This window comes from Devosia sp. Root436, from assembly GCF_001426345.1.
Lineage (GTDB): Bacteria > Pseudomonadota > Alphaproteobacteria > Rhizobiales > Devosiaceae > Devosia.
In genome coordinates this window covers 500,980-516,836 of the sequence record NZ_LMEM01000009.1, presented here as the reverse complement: position 1 = coordinate 516,836, position 15,857 = coordinate 500,980, and the positions used below count along the sequence as shown (strand labels likewise).

The 15,857-nt window shown below is 63.7% G+C and carries 14 protein-coding genes; 4 read left to right on the top strand and 10 right to left on the bottom strand.

Annotated elements, in window-relative coordinates:
* Positions 1 to 134: 134 nt before the first annotated feature.
* The 5 genes from ASD04_RS07505 to ASD04_RS07480 form a co-directional block, all read right to left on the bottom strand.
* Positions 135 to 965 carry a carbohydrate ABC transporter permease gene (locus ASD04_RS07505; RefSeq protein WP_056254818.1) on the bottom strand — a complete coding sequence of 277 codons (831 nt, stop codon included), beginning with the start codon at positions 963 to 965 and terminating at the stop codon, positions 135 to 137.
* A gap of 230 nt (positions 966 to 1,195) precedes the next feature.
* Entirely contained in the window at positions 1,196 to 2,068 is an 873-nt protein-coding gene (locus tag ASD04_RS07495) for a sugar ABC transporter permease (protein ID WP_056254812.1), read from the bottom strand.
* Positions 2,069 to 2,358: 290 nt separating this feature from the next.
* Positions 2,359 to 3,669 (bottom strand): sugar ABC transporter substrate-binding protein, encoded by a 1,311-nt coding sequence (locus ASD04_RS07490; RefSeq protein WP_056254809.1) that lies wholly within the window; start codon positions 3,667 to 3,669, stop codon positions 2,359 to 2,361.
* Positions 3,670 to 3,826: 157 nt separating this feature from the next.
* On the bottom strand, positions 3,827 to 4,786 hold the full coding sequence (locus tag ASD04_RS07485; RefSeq protein WP_056254806.1) for a sugar-binding transcriptional regulator: 960 nt from the start codon (positions 4,784 to 4,786) through the stop codon (positions 3,827 to 3,829).
* Between the two features lie 60 nt (positions 4,787 to 4,846).
* A complete protein-coding gene (locus tag ASD04_RS07480) occupies positions 4,847 to 5,614 on the bottom strand; it encodes a FadR/GntR family transcriptional regulator (RefSeq protein ID WP_056254804.1) in 768 nt (255 codons plus the stop codon).
* Between the two features lie 269 nt (positions 5,615 to 5,883).
* Here ASD04_RS07480 and ASD04_RS19970 point away from each other — a divergent pair, with 269 nt between their 5' ends.
* The 4 genes from ASD04_RS19970 (at position 5,884) to mmsB (ending at position 10,200) form a co-directional block, all read left to right on the top strand.
* Complete coding sequence (locus ASD04_RS19970; RefSeq protein ID WP_280137668.1) at positions 5,884 to 6,012, top strand: hypothetical protein; 129 nt, start codon at positions 5,884 to 5,886, stop codon at positions 6,010 to 6,012.
* Positions 6,013 to 6,083: 71 nt separating this feature from the next.
* Positions 6,084 to 7,112 (top strand): multiple monosaccharide ABC transporter substrate-binding protein, encoded by a 1,029-nt coding sequence (gene chvE, locus ASD04_RS07475; RefSeq protein WP_056255483.1) that lies wholly within the window; start codon positions 6,084 to 6,086, stop codon positions 7,110 to 7,112.
* 275 nt (positions 7,113 to 7,387) lie between these two features.
* On the top strand, positions 7,388 to 8,920 hold the full coding sequence (mmsA, locus tag ASD04_RS07470) for a multiple monosaccharide ABC transporter ATP-binding protein (RefSeq protein WP_056254800.1): 1,533 nt from the start codon (positions 7,388 to 7,390) through the stop codon (positions 8,918 to 8,920).
* 50 nt (positions 8,921 to 8,970) lie between these two features.
* Positions 8,971 to 10,200 carry a multiple monosaccharide ABC transporter permease gene (mmsB, locus tag ASD04_RS07465; protein ID WP_244488283.1) on the top strand — a complete coding sequence of 410 codons (1,230 nt, stop codon included), beginning with the start codon at positions 8,971 to 8,973 and terminating at the stop codon, positions 10,198 to 10,200.
* A 74-nt stretch (positions 10,201 to 10,274) separates the two neighbouring features.
* On the opposite strand, the gene sseA is transcribed toward mmsB, so the two are convergent.
* From sseA to ASD04_RS07440, 5 genes are all read right to left on the bottom strand, one after another.
* The gene (sseA, locus tag ASD04_RS07460; protein WP_156461150.1) at positions 10,275 to 11,108 is read right to left on the bottom strand and encodes a 3-mercaptopyruvate sulfurtransferase; all 834 of its coding nucleotides are present in this window, start codon (positions 11,106 to 11,108) and stop codon (positions 10,275 to 10,277) included.
* A 345-nt stretch (positions 11,109 to 11,453) separates the two neighbouring features.
* Positions 11,454 to 12,509 carry an ABC transporter ATP-binding protein gene (locus tag ASD04_RS07455; protein ID WP_056255481.1) on the bottom strand — a complete coding sequence of 352 codons (1,056 nt, stop codon included), beginning with the start codon at positions 12,507 to 12,509 and terminating at the stop codon, positions 11,454 to 11,456.
* Positions 12,510 to 12,521: 12 nt separating this feature from the next.
* Positions 12,522 to 13,313 (bottom strand): ABC transporter permease subunit, encoded by a 792-nt coding sequence (locus ASD04_RS07450; protein ID WP_056254792.1) that lies wholly within the window; start codon positions 13,311 to 13,313, stop codon positions 12,522 to 12,524.
* Positions 13,310 to 14,179 (bottom strand): ABC transporter permease subunit, encoded by an 870-nt coding sequence (locus tag ASD04_RS07445; protein ID WP_056254790.1) that lies wholly within the window; start codon positions 14,177 to 14,179, stop codon positions 13,310 to 13,312. Before ASD04_RS07445 ends, ASD04_RS07450 begins: the two co-directional genes overlap by 4 nt.
* A 375-nt stretch (positions 14,180 to 14,554) precedes the next feature.
* A complete protein-coding gene (locus ASD04_RS07440) occupies positions 14,555 to 15,628 on the bottom strand; it encodes an ABC transporter substrate-binding protein (protein ID WP_244488282.1) in 1,074 nt (357 codons plus the stop codon).
* Positions 15,629 to 15,857 lie beyond the last annotated feature (229 nt).

Here is a 15,857-nt window from a genome sequence, read left to right as displayed (position 1 = left end):
GTTCAGGGCTGGGGCTCGAGCCGAGGGGCCTTTACCCCTCACCCCAGCTTTGCCAGGTCGCTGCGCTCCCGGCGACGCTACCCTCTCCCCTGAGGGGCGAGGGGGCGCATGGTCGATGATGCGGCGTGCTGCCATCATTTCACCGCACCAAATGTCAGGCCGCGCACCAGCTGTTTCTGGCTGAACCAGCCCATGAGCAGGATGGGGGCGATGGCGAGCAGGGATGCCGCCGAGAGCTTGGCGAGGAAGAGGCCTTGCGGGCTCGAGAAGGACGAGATGAAGGCCGTCAGCGTGCCGGCGCGGCCCGAGGTCAGGGTGATGGTCCAGAAGGCTTCGTTCCAGGCCAGGATGACATTGAGCAGCAGGGTGGAGGCGATGCCGGGCACCGCCATGGGCACGAGGACGTGGACGATTTCGTTCCACAGCTCGGCGCCGTCCATGCGGGCGGCTTCCAGGATATCGACCGGGATTTCCTTGAAGTAGGTATAGAGCATCCAGATGATGATCGGCAGATTGATCAGGGTCATGATCAGCGTCAGGCCCTGCAGGGTATCGAGCAGGCGCAGGTCGCGGAAGATCAGGTAGATCGGGATCAGCACGCCCACCGCCGGCATCATCTTGGTGGAGAGCATCCACATCAACACGTCCTTGGTGCGCCTGGTCGGCGCAAAGGCCATGGCCCAGGCGGCGGGAATGCCGATGGCGAGGCCGAGCAGGGTGGAGCCGACCGAGACCACGATCGAGTTGAAGGCGTGCTTGAAATAGTCCGAGCGGTCCTGCACCGCGGCGAAATTCTCCAGGGTGAATTGCTGCGGCAGGAAGGTGGGCGAGGCGGCGATGGCCTCGGCCTCGGTCTTGAAGGCGGTGAGCAGCACCCAGAGGATGGGTGAGAACAGCAGCAGCGCGATGAGCCAGGCGAGGGCGGTGAAGCCGATGCGGGTGGAGGCGGGGACGGTGCGGGCCATTTTAGTTCTCCGCCATTTGGTGGTGGGGAAAAGGTACCCCCTCCCTAGCTGCGCTAGGGCTCTGCGAGCCCAGCTTCGCTACCCTCCCCTCAAGGGGGAGGGTGGGATCGGTGGATGTGGTGAGATAGTGCCACGAAGTGGAGGCCACCTCCCCCCTTGAGGGGGAGGCAAGCAAAGCTTGGCGCGCAGCGCCTAGCGGCGCTCGGAGGGGGGTATTTTGGTGCCGGGCGCTAAGCATCGAGGTTCTTCCCCACAGCGCGCATCAGGAAGATGGCGACGATATTGGCGATGACGACGGCGACGACGCCACCGGCCGAGCCGGCGCCGATGTCGTTGCTGAGGATGCCGGTGCGGAAAACCAGGAAGGCAATGTTGGTGGAGGCGTAGCCGGGGCCGCCGCCGGTGGTGACGCGGATTTCCGCGAAGATGCCGAGCAGGAAGATGGTCTGGATCAGGATGACGATGGTGATCGACCGGGCCATATGCGGCAGGATGATATAGTAGAAGCGGTTGATGGCGTTGGCGCCATCCATCTCGGCGGCCTCGCGCTGCTCCTCGGAGAGCGACTGGAGGGCCGTGAGCAGGATCAGCGTGGCGAAGGGCAGCCATTGCCAGGCGACGATGACGATGACCGAAAACAGCGGATACTGGTTGAACCAGTCGACGGGCTGCAGGCCGAAGGCTTTCCACAAATGCCCGAGCATGCCGTAGCCGGGATGCATGAAACCGTTCTTCCAGATCAGGGCCGCGACGGGCGGCATGACGAAGAAGGGCGAGATGACGATGATGCGCAGAATGCCCTGGCCCCAGATGGGCTGGTCGAGCAGCAGCGCCAATAGCGTGCCGCCGACGATGGTGATGACGAGGACGCCACCGACCAGGATTAGCGTGTTGATGAGCGACTGGGTGAAGCTGGGATCGCCGAGGACATAGCGGTAATTTCCCCAGCCGGCGAAGCCGGTCATCATCGGGTTGATGAGGCTGTAGTTCTGGAAGGAGAACCACAGGGTCATGACCAGCGGCACGATCATCCAGATCAGCAGCACGATGACGGCTGGCGCCATCATGACGCGGGACAAGGTGCGGGTCTGTGCGGTGGCCATTCGTTTGTGCTCCCTTGATCCCGGCTGGACTGGTGCCATTTCACCGGGGTCATTCCCGCGAAAGCGGGAATCTCCTCTCCTCCAATCCGAAGGGGGATTCCCGCTTTCGCGGGAATGACGCCGTGGAAGGGAGTTTATTTGGAAACCGCCCGGTCGCCAGAGGGGACCTTTGACCGGGCGGCTCCGGTTTGGGACAGGTTGCGGGAGGACTAGCTACCGGCAGCGCGTCCGAACGAAAGGCTGCGGCCAGGCACGGGAGTATCCGGCCGCAGGAGTCTTCGGAGGAGAGACTACTTGATATAGCCGGCGCGGGTCATGTCGCGCAGGGTGGCGTCCTGGGCCTGGGCCAGGGCGTCGTCGGCCGACATCTGGCCGGCAAGCGCCGCCGAGAAGAGCTGGCCGACATTGGTGGCGATACCGGCAAACTCGGGAATGGCGACAAACTGCACGCCGACATAGGGCACCGGCTGGACCGTGGGATGGGTCGGATCGGCGGCGTAGATCGAGCCCATGGTCATTTCCGCGAAGGGCGCGGCGGCCTGGTATTCCGGGTTCTCGTAGAGCGAGATACGGGTGCCCGGGGGCACATTGGCCCAGCCGTCCTGTGCGGCGACGGTTTCGAGATAGGCCTTGTCGGTCGCCCACTTGATGAAGGAAGCGGCCGCATCCTGCTGCTGGGAGCTCTTGGGAATGGCCAGCGACCAGGCCCAGAGCCAGTTGCCGCGCTTGCCCAGCCCCGTATCGGGCGCCAGGGCGAAGCCGACCTGGTCGGCGACGGTGGAGTCAGCGGGATTGGTGACGAAGGAAGCGGCGACGGTGGCGTCGATCCACATGCCGCACTTGCCCTGCTGGAACAGGGTCAGGTTCTCGTTGAAGCCGTTGGACGAGGCACCGGCCGGGCCGGCATCGGCCATCAGGCCCAGATAGGTGTCGAGGGTGTTCTTCCATTCGGGCGTGTTGAACTGGGGCTGCCAGTTTTCGTCGAACCAGCGGGCGCCGAAGGAGTTGGACATGGCCGTGAGGAAGGCCATGTTCTCGCCCCAGCCGGCCTTGCCGCGCAGGCAGATGCCGTTGATGTCATTGGCGCGATCGGTCATGGCGCGGGCGGCCTGGCCGATGAATTCCCAGGTCGGGGCTTCCGGCATGGTGAGGCCGGCTTTCTCCATCAGGTCCTTGCGGTACATGATGAAGGAGCTTTCGCCGTAGAAGGGCGCGGCATAGAGCTTGCCGTCGACGGACAGGCCGTCGCGGATCGGCGGCAGCAGGTCGTCGACGTCGTAATCGGCGTCGCTGGTGAGCGCGTCGAGCGGCACCAGCCAGTCCTGCCTGGCCCAGATCGGCACTTCATAGGTGCCGATGGTCATCACGTCATATTGGCCGCCATTGGTGGCGATGTCGGTGGTGACATTCTGGCGCAGCGTATTTTCTTCCAGCACGACCCAATTGAGTTCGATGCCGGTCTCGGCCGTGAATGCATCGGACAGACCCTGCATGCGGATCATGTCGCCATTGTTCACCGTGGCGATGGTGATCGTCTGCGCAGAAGCGGATGCCGCCAGCGCAAGGGTGAATGCGCCCACGAGAATGGGTGTCAGTTTCATCAATTACCTCCCAGTAACCGGAACGGGCATTTGTTCCGGCGATGGGCAAATGTTCACAACTCATGCGGCAGAGTCAAGCGGGGTATGCGCTCATAGCGAGGGGCATGGATGGCGGAAATCGATTTCGGTGTGGCTTTATCGAAAGAAGATCAACGACTTACGAAATCTGCAGCAGGCCTTCGGCGGTGCGCTCGTCGGTGATCAGGCCATTGGCCAGACGGCGGTTGAGCGTGGCACGAATGCCGGGCAATTTTCTCTTTCCCATGGCGATTGCCACGACGAGCGAGCTTTCGCGGGAGGGAATCGGGGCCGAAGCGACGCGGTCATTGGTCAGGCCCTCGATCATCTTGCCGTCGGCATCGAAGCTCCAGCCGCAAATCTCGCCGACGGCGCCGGCCTTCTGCAGCGCCTTGAGCTCGGCATCGGTGATGAAGCCGTCGAGATAGAGCGGGGCATCGGGGCCGATATCGCCGACGCCGACGAAGGTGACGTCGGCCTGGGCAGCGAGCGCCAGGGTTTCCCGAATCATGGGCTGGGCATGCAGCAATTCGCGCTCGCGGGCCGAGGAGGCGATGACCGGCAGCGGCATGGGGAAGGAACGGGCCTTGACCGCGTCGGCGACGTTGAAAATGACGTTGTAATAGGCGGCCGAGCCATCGGGGGCGATATTGCCGGTCAGCGAGACCACCTTGTGGTGGGGGCAATCCATGGGCATGAGCTGTTCGACCGCGGCCTTGAGGGTGCGGCCGGTACCGATGGCGATGGTGATGGGATCGGGGCGCTTGAGCCAGCGCTCGATCTCGGCGGCGGTGGCCTCGGCCACGCCCGATGTGGTGGATTCGCTGGATGGATCGGAGGGCACGACTTCGACCAGATCGAGGCCGAAGCGGCTGCGCAGGCGGCTGGCGAGGTCCATGCAGCGGCCGATGGGATGATCGAGCCGCACCTTGATCAGGCCCTCGCTGACCGAAAGCGAGACGAGGCGCTGGGCCGACTGGCGCGAAATGCCGAGCTTGGATGCAATCTCTTCCTGGGTATTGCCGGCGACATAATAGAGCCAGCCGGCGCGGGCGGCGTCATCCAACCGGTTGATCGAGGTGTCGATTCTCTGCGCCATTGGCCCGTCCCGCATATTCGGGGCGGATTATTCGGCCAAGCTGGCCGATGCCGCAAGGCCTTAGTTGCGTGCGCGGTGGGCGAGCTGGCTCAGGGCGACGCGGATGTCGCGCTCAGTGTCCTTGAGGTGGAGGCGCATGGCTTCGCCGGCGGCGCGGCCATTGCCGGCCTTGATGCAATCGAGCACGCGCTGATGGGCTTCGATCGTGTCGTGCAGGGTATGGCCGCGCTGCTCGTGGCCGCGGCGGCTGATGAAGAAGCCTTCGCGCAAAGGCTGGGCCATGGCTTCAAAGAGAAAGCCCATGACGCGGTTGCCGCTGGCCAGCGCCACGGCTTCGTGGAAGCCGACATCGTGGGTGTGGAAGGCCTGTTCCTGTTCGTGGGTCATGGGCTCGCCCGGCGCGCCGACGGTGTCGCGCATGCCCTGCAACTCGCTCTCGATGGCGGCGATGCCGGCGCGGGTGGCGCGCTTGGCGGCCAGGGTGGCCGACTGCACTTCGAGCGACAGGCGGACCTCGATCAGATCGAACAGACCCTTGGAATCGTATCGGATGACCGAGGTCAGGAAATCGGCGAAGGCGGCGCCATCGGGTTCGCGCACGACCGCCTTGCGGCCGCGGGAAATGACCAGCAGTCCCCGCCCCTCGAGCAGCTTGACCGCCTCGCGAATGGTGAGGCGGCTGACGTCATAGGTGGTGGCCAGTTCGGCCTCGCTGGGGAGGGTCGAGCCCGGCCCCAATTCGCCCAGGATGACCCGCGCCAAAGCGTCCGCCACAGCCATCGCGGCAGTGGGCTGATCGGGGCGCGAACCCTCGTCCGAAGTCGTCACGGCTCCTCCAAGGTATCTGATACCTTTGCTGTTCCGGTGTCGTTTTCCGATCTTTCCGGGCACGTGCCTCAATGGGCAAGTCCATCATAACGACGGCGCGGCCGAGGCGCAATCGCCCTGAAACATAGGTTCTCGTTAATATTCGGCTGTCGAAAAAAATGCAATGGGGCGGGAATCCAGCTTTACAGTGGTATCTGATTATCCTAGGTTCCGGCCCGTGGGCTTGGGAGGGCCCAAGGGCGGTTATTCCCGCCATGCAGGAGGACTTCATGCACGACAGGCTGGCCGTACGCCCTTGCGGTGTCCGTTCGGTTTTCCGCCCGCTCGCGATCCATCATCCCGATGCGCGCATGCACCTCGCCGAGGCCTCTCCCCTGACGACCATCCAACGCTTCTGAACTCGAAATACAAAGGGAGTCGAGACGTGAAGATTTTCAAGACGCTTGCCACCGTGCTGGCCGTCGGCGCCATGGCGCTGACCGCTTCCACCGCGGTCTTCGCCCAGGACAAGGGCGCGATCGGCATTGCCATGCCGACGCAGTCCTCGCTGCGCTGGATCTCGGACGGCAATGAGCTGAAGGCGGCCCTCGAGGCCAAGGGCTATTCGGTCGATCTGCAATATGCGGAAGACGATATCCCCAACCAGCTCGCCCAGATCGAAAACATGGTCACCAAAGGCGTGAAAGCTCTCGTGATCGCCTCGATCGACGGCACCACGCTCAGCGCCGTGCTGCAGCAGGCCGCCGATGCCGGCATCAAGGTCATTGCCTATGACCGCCTGATCCGCGAAAGCGCCAATGTCGACTACTACACCACCTTCGACAATTTCGAAGTGGGCGTGCTGCAGGCCGGCTCGATCCTGAAGGGTCTCGGCTATCCGGACAAGAAGGGCCCGTGGAATGTCGAGCTGTTCGGCGGCTCGCCGGACGACAACAACGCCTTCTTCTTCTACGATGGCGCCATGAGCGTGTTCCAGCCGCTGATCGACGACGGTACCCTGGTGGTCAAGTCCGGCCAGATGGGCATGGAAACCGTCGGCACCCTGCGTTGGGACGGCGCTGTCGCCCAGGCCCGCATGGACAACCTGCTGTCGGCCAACTACTCGGACGGCAGCCGTGTCGACGCCGTTCTGTCGCCCTATGACGGGCTGAGCCGCGGCATCATCTCGTCGCTGCGCGGCGTGGGCTACGGCTCGGCCGACCAGCCCTGGCCGATCATTTCGGGCCAGGACGCCGAAGTTCCTTCGGTGAAGGCGATCATCGCCGGCGAGCAGTACTCGACCGTGTTCAAGGACACCCGCGAACTGGCCCAGATTACTGCCGAGCTGGTTGACACCGTGCTGACCGGCGGAACCCCGGCCGGCCTCGACACCACCACCTATGACAATGGCGTCAAGGTCGTGCCGTCGATCCTGCTGACCCCGTATGAAGTCGACGTCAACAACTATGAAGCCCGCGTCATCGACAGCGGCTACATCAAGGCTGAAGAACTCAAGTAAGCTGGGTTCTGAACGCGGGTTCCGCGGCAACGCGGGGCCCCCTTTCCCGTCACCGGGCCTGGCGCTGGTACCTCTCCCCTCGAGGGGAGAGGTCGGCGCGTAGCGCCGGGTGAGGGGTTCAGGGCCGCGTCGGGCGCCAAGCCTTTCACCGGCACTGAACCCCTCACCCCACCCTCTCCCCTGAGGGGAGAGGGAGCCCGCGCTCAGTGGAGCCGGCAATTCCAACGACTATGGAAAAGCGCTAGGATGCGGCGGCCAGTGTGAGAAAGCACTCAATGACCAATACGATTCTGGAGATGCGCGGCATCACCAAGACCTTCCCCGGCGTCAAGGCGCTGTCGGATGTGAATCTCGACGTCCGCGAGGCCGAAATCCACGCCATCGTGGGCGAGAACGGGGCCGGCAAATCCACCCTGATGAAGGTGCTGAGCGGGGTCTATCCCTCCGGCAGCTATGATGGCCAGATCATCTACAAGGGCGAAGAGCAGCATTTCAAATCGATCAGCGACAGCGAGCACAAGGGGATCGTGATCATCCACCAGGAGCTGGCGCTGGTGCCGCTGCTGTCGATTGCCGAGAACATCTTCCTGGGCAACGAGCAGGCCAGGGCCGGCGTGATCGACTGGGACGAGACACGCGACGGCGCCCGCAAGCTGCTCGGCATGGTGGGCCTCACCGAAGACCCCGATACGCTGGTGACCAATATCGGCGTCGGTAAGCAGCAACTGGTGGAAATCGCCAAGGCACTGAGCAAGTCGGTGCAGTTGCTCATTCTCGACGAGCCCACCGCATCGTTGTCGGAAAAGGACAGCGCGGCCCTGCTCGACCTGCTGATGGAATTCCGCAATCAGGGCATTACCTCGATCCTGATCAGCCACAAGCTCAACGAAGTGAGCAAGGTGGCCGACCGCATCACGGTGATCCGCGACGGGCGCAGCATCGAGACGCTGAACAAGGAGGATATCAGCGAAGACCGCATCATCACCCTGATGGTAGGCCGCTCGCTGGATGACCGTTACCCGGCCCGCGTACCGGATATCGGCGACGTGGTGTTCGAGGTGAAGGACTGGAGCGTCTATCACCAGCAGCACCGCGACCGGCAGGTGATCAAGAATATCGGTCTCACCATCCGCAAGGGCGAAGTGGTCGGCATTGCCGGGCTGATGGGCTCGGGCCGCACCGAATTTGCCATGAGCGTATTCGGCAAATCCTATGGCCAGAAGATCACCGGCGAGGTCTACCTGCATGGCAGGAAGGTCGACACGTCCACGGTGGAAAAGGCGGTGGCGCATGGCATCGCCTATGCCACCGAGGACCGCAAGACCTACGGGCTGAACCTGATCGACCATATCAAGCACAACACCACGATTGCCAACCTGGCGGGCATTTCCAGGGTCGGGGTGATCGACGACCTCAGCGAAATGGACGTCGCCAACGAATATCGCAAAAAGACCAATATCCGCTCGTCCAGCGTCTACCAGGTCACCGGCAATCTCAGCGGCGGCAACCAGCAGAAGGTGGTGCTTTCCAAGTGGCTGTTCGCCAATCCGGATGTGCTGATCCTGGACGAGCCGACGCGCGGCATCGATGTCGGCGCCAAGTATGAAATCTACACCATCATCAACCAGCTGGCGGCGCAGGGCAAAGCCATCCTCGTCATCTCCTCGGAGATGCCCGAACTGCTCGGCATTACCGACCGCCTCTATGTAATGAACGAAGGCCGCATCGTGGGCGAAATGGCCACAAGCGAAGCCAGCCAGGAACAGATCATGCGCTCGATCGTGCGCGCCGAAGGGAAGGCATCATGACCACAGAAACCGCCCAGCCGGGCATCTCCGCGACCGGCGAACCGGCCAAGATGCAGGAACTCAGCATCTGGGGCGCGCTGCAGGCCAATATGCGCGACTACGGCCTGCTGCTGGCGCTGATCCTGATCATGCTGTTCTTCCAGTATTTCACCAATGGCGTGCTGTTCAAGCCGGTGAACCTGACCAATATCATCCTGCAGAACAGCTATATCATCGTGATGGCGCTGGGCATGCTGCTGGTCATCGTGGCCGGCCATATCGACCTCAGCGTGGGGTCGGTTTCCGGTTTCATCGGCGCGCTGGCGGCGATGTTGATGATCGGCTGGGATTTCCCGCCCGAGCTGGCCTTCCTCGCCAATCCGTTCGTGGCCGGCGCCATCTGCCTCGTGGTCGGAGCGGTGATCGGGGCGGCGCAGGGCTATCTCATCGCCTATCACAGGATTCCCAGCTTCATCGTGACGCTGGCCGGCATGCTGATCTTCAAGGGCCTGTCGCTGGCCATTCTTTCGGGCAAGTCGGTGGGGCCGTTCCCAGCCGAATTCCAGCTGCTGTCGGCGGGTTTCATCCCCGATATCATCGGGCCGACCACGCTGGTCCCGGCCAGCGAGGGCGTGCAGGGGCTGGCGCTGCACACGACGACCATGGTGATCGCCATCGTGGCCATCGTCGGCATGGTGTTCTTTGCCATTCGCGGCCGGGCCCGCCGCAAGGCGCGCGGCTATGAAAGCGAGCCGTTCGGGCTGTTCGTGGTCAAGAACCTGGTGATCGCGGCCCTGGTGCTGTTCTTCGCCTATATGCTGGCCTCGTATAAGGGCCTGCCCAATGTACTGGTGGTGATGGCGCTGCTGATCGCGCTGTTCGTCTTCGTCACCAAGCGCATGACTTTCGGCCGCCGCATCTATGCGCTGGGCGGCAATCTGAAGGCAGCTGCCCTGTCGGGCATCAAGACCGAGCGGATGACCTTCTACGTCTTCGCCATCATGGGCGCGCTGGCGGCTTTGGCCGGCATGATCTATGCGGCGCGGCTCAATTCGGCGACGCCCAAGGCCGGGCAGGGGCTGGAGCTCGACGTGATCGCGGCCGTGTTCATCGGCGGCGCTTCGGCGCTGGGCGGCGTGGGCCAGGTGGCCGGCGCCGTCATAGGCGCCTTCATCATGGGCGTGATGAACAATGGCATGTCGATCATGGGCGTCAATATCGATTGGCAGCAGATGATCAAGGGCGTGGTGCTGCTCGCGGCAGTGTTCTTCGATCTCTACAACAAGAACCGCTCGGCCTGAGGGTTTGAGCCGGAAGTGATGAAGCCGTCGGGGGCGACCCCGGCGGCTTTTTTTGTTGGGGTTCGTGGCAAACTTCAGGGCTCCACCTCGACGTCCTTGCGGGCGCCCCATTCGGCCCAGGAGCCGTCATAGACGGCGACGTTATCGGCGCCGGCAACCTGCAAGGCGAGCGCCAGGGTCGAGGCGGTGATGCCGGAGCCGCAGGAGGTGATGATGGGCTTGTCTAGCACCAGGCCGCGATCGGCGAAAAGCCGGGTGAGTTCGGCCGGGGATTTCATCTGGCCGGCGTCGGTCAGCAGGCTCACCGGGATGCTGAGGCTGTTGGGAATATGGCCGCCGCGCAGGCCGGCGCGGGGCTCGGGGGCTTCGGCATGGAAGCGGGCGGCGGGGCGGGCATCGGCGATCTGGGCGGCGCCGTCGCGGCTGCGGTCGCGCACGGTTTCGAAGGTGGAGATGCGGGCCGGATCGAAATCGGTATGGAAGACCTGACGGGGTCTCGTGACGAGCCCGGTTTCCGTCGCGCGGCGCTCGGCACGCCATTTGGGGCCGCCGCCGCTGAGGATGCGGACATCGGCCGCGCCCATGGTGCGGAAGGTCCACCAGACGCGGGGGGCGGAGAACAGCCCAAGTTCGTCATAGACCACGATGGTCATGCCGTCGGAAATGCCCAAGGCGCCGACCATATGGGCGAAATCGTTGGGGGCGGGCAGCATATGGGGCAGGTCGGTGGTGGTATCGGCGATGCCGTCGATATCGAAGAAGATCGCGCCGGGGATGTGGCCGGCGAGATATTCGGCCTGGGCGTTTCTGCTGGCATTGGGCATGTGCCAAGAGCCGTCGAGCACGACGAGATCAGGGTCGCTCAGATGGGCGGCCAGCCAGTCGGTGGAGACGAAGGGGTTATCCACGGCGCACTCCTCGATAATGCCACCACAATGACTGCCAGAATTGTGGCGGTCCAGCGGTGAATCCCGGCGTCAGCATAAACTTATCCCCGTTCGAAAAAGCTGGTGCATACTGTGCCCATCCCCGCCAATCACGCGGCCCCGACGCAGGGCCGGGCGGGGAGGCTGGAGACGGGGGCGCCCGTTTGGCACCTGTGTCCGGACCCGGTGAGGAAACTCCAGACCCGTGATGGGCGGCCCTTGGTCCGTTCTATGTCGACAGTTCTTGGTCCAAAGGCCGCCCATCACTCGTATCCGCGACGCCTCCGGGCCGGGCGGCGCATTCGTGCGTCCATCGCCTGGCGCCAGCTACAATACCAGCAGGTCCTTGCTGGCGAGGCTGATGGTTACTTTTTCGCCGCGGGCGGGTGGGGCGATGCGCTGGTCGTTGAAGGTGTCGAGGCTGACGGTATTGCGGCCGAGGGCGACGCGCAGGCGGATGACGGAGCCCAGGAAGGTGACATCGGCAATGGTGCCCGACAGCGTGATATCGTTGCCGTCGCGGGCGCCGATGGTGATCATTTCGGGCCGCAATGTCAGCACGCTGCTGGCATTTGCCGCCGCATCGGCGGGCAATTGGGGAACCACGACCGACTGGCCATCGATGGAGACGGTCTTTGTTGCCGGATCGAGAACGGTGGCGTCGAGACTGTTCAGCTGGCCGACGAAGGTGGCGACGAAACGGGTGGCCGGTTTGTTGTAAATTTCGTGCGGCGCGCCGAGCTGTTCGATATTGCCCGCATTCATCACCACGATGCGGTCGGAAATGGACAGGGCCTCCTCCTGATCGTGGGTGACGAAGACGGTGGTGATGCCGAGGTCGAGCTGGATGGCGCGGATTTCCTCGCGCAGGGAAACGCGGATCTTGGCGTCCAGCGCCGAGAGCGGTTCGTCGAGCAGCAGCATGCGGGGGCGCGGGGCGATGGCGCGGGCCAGGGCGACGCGCTGCTGCTGGCCGCCGCTCAACTCGTAGGGGTAGCGCTTGTCGAAGCCGGAGAGGCCGATGAGCCTCAGCATTTCGTCGATGCGGGCGCGGCGCTCCTCGGTGGCCATGCCCGCGATCTTGAGGCCGAAGCCGATATTGTCGCCGACATTGAGATTGGGGAAGAGGGCATAGGCCTGGAACACCATGCCGAGCTGACGCTGGTTGGGCTTGAGATGGGTGATGTCCTGACCATCGACCTCGATGCTGCCGGATGTGGGTTTTTCGAAGCCGGCGATCATGCGCAGGATGGTGGTCTTGCCGCAGCCGGAGGGGCCGAGCAGGGAGATGAACTCGCCCTTGTCGAAGGCGAAGCTCACACCCTTGACCACGGTGGTCTGGCCGAAGGTCTTGGTGAGGTTCTGGACGTCGAGAAATGCCATGGTCAATCGGCCTCAGTCAGTTCTGGCGGAGGTGCGGGGGGCAAAGCGGCCCAGCACGTTGATCATGCCCATGGCGCCCCAGGTGATGATGAAGGAAATGATGGCGAGGGCGGCCGGCTCATAGGCGCGGTTGGTGCCGATGCCGACGAGGTAGGGGCCGAAGGCCGGGCGGTTGAGCAGGCTCGCAATGGTGAATTCGCCGATGACGATGGCGAAGGTCAAAAAGGCGCCGGAGAGGATGGCGACGAGGATATTGGGCAGGATGATGCGGCCGATGATCTGGGCCTGATTGGCGCCCATGATCTGCGCCGCCTCGGTCAGCGTGCCGATATCGATGGTGCGCATGCCGTTGTCGACGGCGCGATACATATAGGGCAGGGCCAGGGTGACATAGGCGCAGGTGAGCAGGATATCGGTGCCGAGGGCGCTGCCGGTGAAGGGGATGATGGAAGAAGAATTGTAGAGCCGGATATAGCCGTAGACCAGCACCAGGGCCGGGATGACCAGCGGCAGCAGGGTGATGAATTCCATGAGGGGGCGCAGCCAGGGCATGCGCAGGCGGACGAAATAGACCGCCGGCACGACCACCAGAATCCCGACGACGATGGTCATGAGGCCGATGACGACGGAATAGGAAAAGCTGCTGGCGAAATAGGGATCGGCAAAGACCGAGGCATAGGCATCGAAGCTGTATTCGCCGCGGCGCATGCGCAGCGAGAATTCGAAAGTGGCGAGCAGCGGCACGATGAAATAGGCGGCGCCGAGGGCGAAGGTGAGCCAGGCCCAGAACTTGTTGGCCTTCATTTCATCCACCTCTCGGCGCGGGCGGCGACGACGAGATAGATGACATTGGCCAGCGAGGTGATGACGATCATGCCGAGCGCCAGGGCGGCGCCGAGGCCGGGATTTTGCAGGGCATCGCCCCTGATCTGGTTGTAGAGCAGGACGGTGACGATGTTGAGGTTGGAGCCGGTGAGGGCCCAGGCGGTGGCGATGGCGCCGAAGGCATTGGCGAAGAGCAGGCTCAGCGTGCCCAGGAAGCTGGGCCACAGGATGGGCAGGCCGATATAGCGCCAGAACTGCCATTGGCTGGCGCCGAGCATCTGTGCGGCCTCGTTCCACTCCTTCTTGAGGCCATCCACCGCCGGGGCGATGGTCAGCATCATCAGCGGAATCTGGAAATAGAGATAGGTGAGGGTGAGGCCCCAGAAGCTCAGGAGGTTGAAGCCCGAGCGATACATGTCGAAGCCGAAGACGGTGCGCAGGATGATGGTGACGAGGCCCAGGCGCCCGAGCGTGGCGATGAAGGCGAAGGCCAGCGGCACGCCGGCAAAATTGGATGCGACGCCGGAAAAGGTCATGACGGCGGAGCGCAAGGGTGCGGGCAGGCGGCCCCTGATGATGGCGAGAATGATGGCCAGGCCGATCAGCGCGCCCAGAATGGCCGAGGCGCCGGAGATGCGGATGGAAATCCAGTAGGCGGCGAGAATCTGGTCGGTGAAGAGGCCGAAGATATTGTCGAGGGTGAAATTGCCCGCGCGATCGGTAAAGGCGGCGCCGACGATGCCGAGCGTGGGCAGGAAGAGGAACATCACCGCGAAGAGGATGAAGGGGGCGACGGCGAGGGCGTCCCAGGGGATGCGGCGAGGTGGTGGGGATGCGGTGGTCATTTTTAGTTGGATGCCCCCTCCTGGCCTCCCCCTGATAGGGGAGGAATCCGCGCTGTGGGTGTTGTGGCTCGATATGGCCACCGAGTGGAGTTCACCCTCCCCCTTGTGGGGAGGGAAGCGAGATAGGACTTAGCGTCAGCTAAGTCCGTGATCGAGCAGGGTGGGGGTGTTGTGCTATCAGCGTGCGCTGAAAGTCGACACCCCCTCCCTAGCTTTGCTACGGCCCGCGGGGCCTAGCGTCGCTACCAGCCATTCGAGCGTAGCTCTCATGGCCTTCTCACCTAAGATGGCTCCACCGGAGCGATCTTGCCCTGCGGGCCGGTTCGAAGCCCCTCAAGGGGGAGGGTGGGCAGAACCGAGTTCTGCGCGTCGCGATCACTGCACGCTGGCGCCGACCGTGGTGTCCCAGCCTGAGGTGATGGTGGCCTTGTTGGCGTTCTGCTCGTCGATGCTCGGGAATACCGCCTTGGCGTAGTTGTCGGCGGCGGGGAGCTTGGCCATCAGGTCGTCGGGAAGGACGCCAGCATCGGCCATGGCGCTGAAGCGGATCGGATGGCAATAGCCGGCCAGCCAGCCGAGCTGGCCTTCGTCGGAATAGAGATATTCCATCCAGAGCTTGGCGGCGTTGGGATGCGGGGCATGGGCCGAGATGGCCTGGACATAGACGCCGGCCACGACGCCATCGGACGGCACGACGACGTCGATCGGCGGGTTGCCGTTGAGGTTGTCGCGGGCGGCCAGCAGGTTGTAGTCCCAGTTGATGGCGATGGGCGTGGTGCCCTGGGCGATGGCGGCGGCTTCGGCATCGACGGGGACGAAATTGCCCTTGTCGTTGAGGGCCTTGAAATATTCGAGGCCCGCCTGGGCGCCGGTGGCGGCATCGGCGCCGGTGGAGAGACCGGCGGCATAGACCGACAGGATGGCATTGTTGGCGGTGCGCGGATCACCGGCCAGGGCGACCGAATTGGCGAAGTCGTCCTTCATCAGATCGGCCCAGGAGGCCGGGTTGTCGCCGGTGATGATGTCCTTGTTGATGCCGAACGCGAGCACGCCGTAATAGTCGCCATACCAGAAGCCGTCGGCATCCTTGGCGTCGGCGGGAATGTCGTCCCAGGTGGAGACCTTGTAGGCCTGCAGCAGGCCTTCTTCCTTGGCCTGGGGGCCAAAGGCCAGGCCGACATCGAGTACGTCGGGCGCCTGCGGGCCGGTATTGCCGATATTGGCGCGGACGGCTTCGAGCTCGTCGGCGGAGCCGGCATCGGGGTTGAGCTCGTTGACGGTGATGCCCGGATACTTGGCCTTGAAGGCCTCGATCACCCCGCCATAATTGCACCAGGAATGGGGCAGGGCGATGGTGGTGAGCTGGCCTTCGGCCTTGGCGGCTTCGTAAAGCGCGTCGAGGTCGGCCTGGGCGAAGGCGGGCGCAGAAACGGCGAGCACGGCAAGCATCGAGACGGATGCGCCGAGGACGGTCTTGATGGACATGTTCAGTCTCCCTGAAAAGTCGTTCGTGAACGCCCGTCTGGGGGCGATCCGGCGAACTTAGGAGGCAAGTAGTGTGGTGGTGTGACAGCGCGATGACGGCGGGTCGGCCGGCGCATGACGGCCGGGAATGCCCGCTGTTCAACCGTTTGCGCACCATCCTCCACCCAAGCCGCATCCTCCCAGTTGCGAATGT

Bases quoted from the DNA above. Each gene is read 5' to 3' on its own strand.
- ASD04_RS07505 (WP_056254818.1), bottom strand. From the start codon at position 965: ATGGCCCGCACCGTCCCCGCCTCCACCCGCATCGGCTTCACCGCCCTC.
- ASD04_RS07495 (WP_056254812.1), bottom strand. From the start codon at position 2,068: ATGGCCACCGCACAGACCCGCACCTTGTCCCGCGTCATGATGGCGCCA.
- ASD04_RS07490 (WP_056254809.1), bottom strand. From the start codon at position 3,669: ATGAAACTGACACCCATTCTCGTGGGCGCATTCACCCTTGCGCTGGCG.
- ASD04_RS07485 (WP_056254806.1), bottom strand. From the start codon at position 4,786: ATGGCGCAGAGAATCGACACCTCGATCAACCGGTTGGATGACGCCGCC.
- ASD04_RS19970 (WP_280137668.1), top strand. From the start codon at position 5,884: ATGCACGACAGGCTGGCCGTACGCCCTTGCGGTGTCCGTTCGGTTTTC.
- chvE (WP_056255483.1), top strand. From the start codon at position 6,084: ATGGCGCTGACCGCTTCCACCGCGGTCTTCGCCCAGGACAAGGGCGCG.
- mmsA (WP_056254800.1), top strand. From the start codon at position 7,388: ATGACCAATACGATTCTGGAGATGCGCGGCATCACCAAGACCTTCCCC.
- mmsB (WP_244488283.1), top strand. From the start codon at position 8,971: ATGCAGGAACTCAGCATCTGGGGCGCGCTGCAGGCCAATATGCGCGAC.
- ASD04_RS07455 (WP_056255481.1), bottom strand. From the start codon at position 12,509: ATGGCATTTCTCGACGTCCAGAACCTCACCAAGACCTTCGGCCAGACC.
- ASD04_RS07450 (WP_056254792.1), bottom strand. From the start codon at position 13,313: ATGAAGGCCAACAAGTTCTGGGCCTGGCTCACCTTCGCCCTCGGCGCC.
- ASD04_RS07445 (WP_056254790.1), bottom strand. From the start codon at position 14,179: ATGACCACCGCATCCCCACCACCTCGCCGCATCCCCTGGGACGCCCTC.
- ASD04_RS07440 (WP_244488282.1), bottom strand. From the start codon at position 15,628: ATGCTTGCCGTGCTCGCCGTTTCTGCGCCCGCCTTCGCCCAGGCCGAC.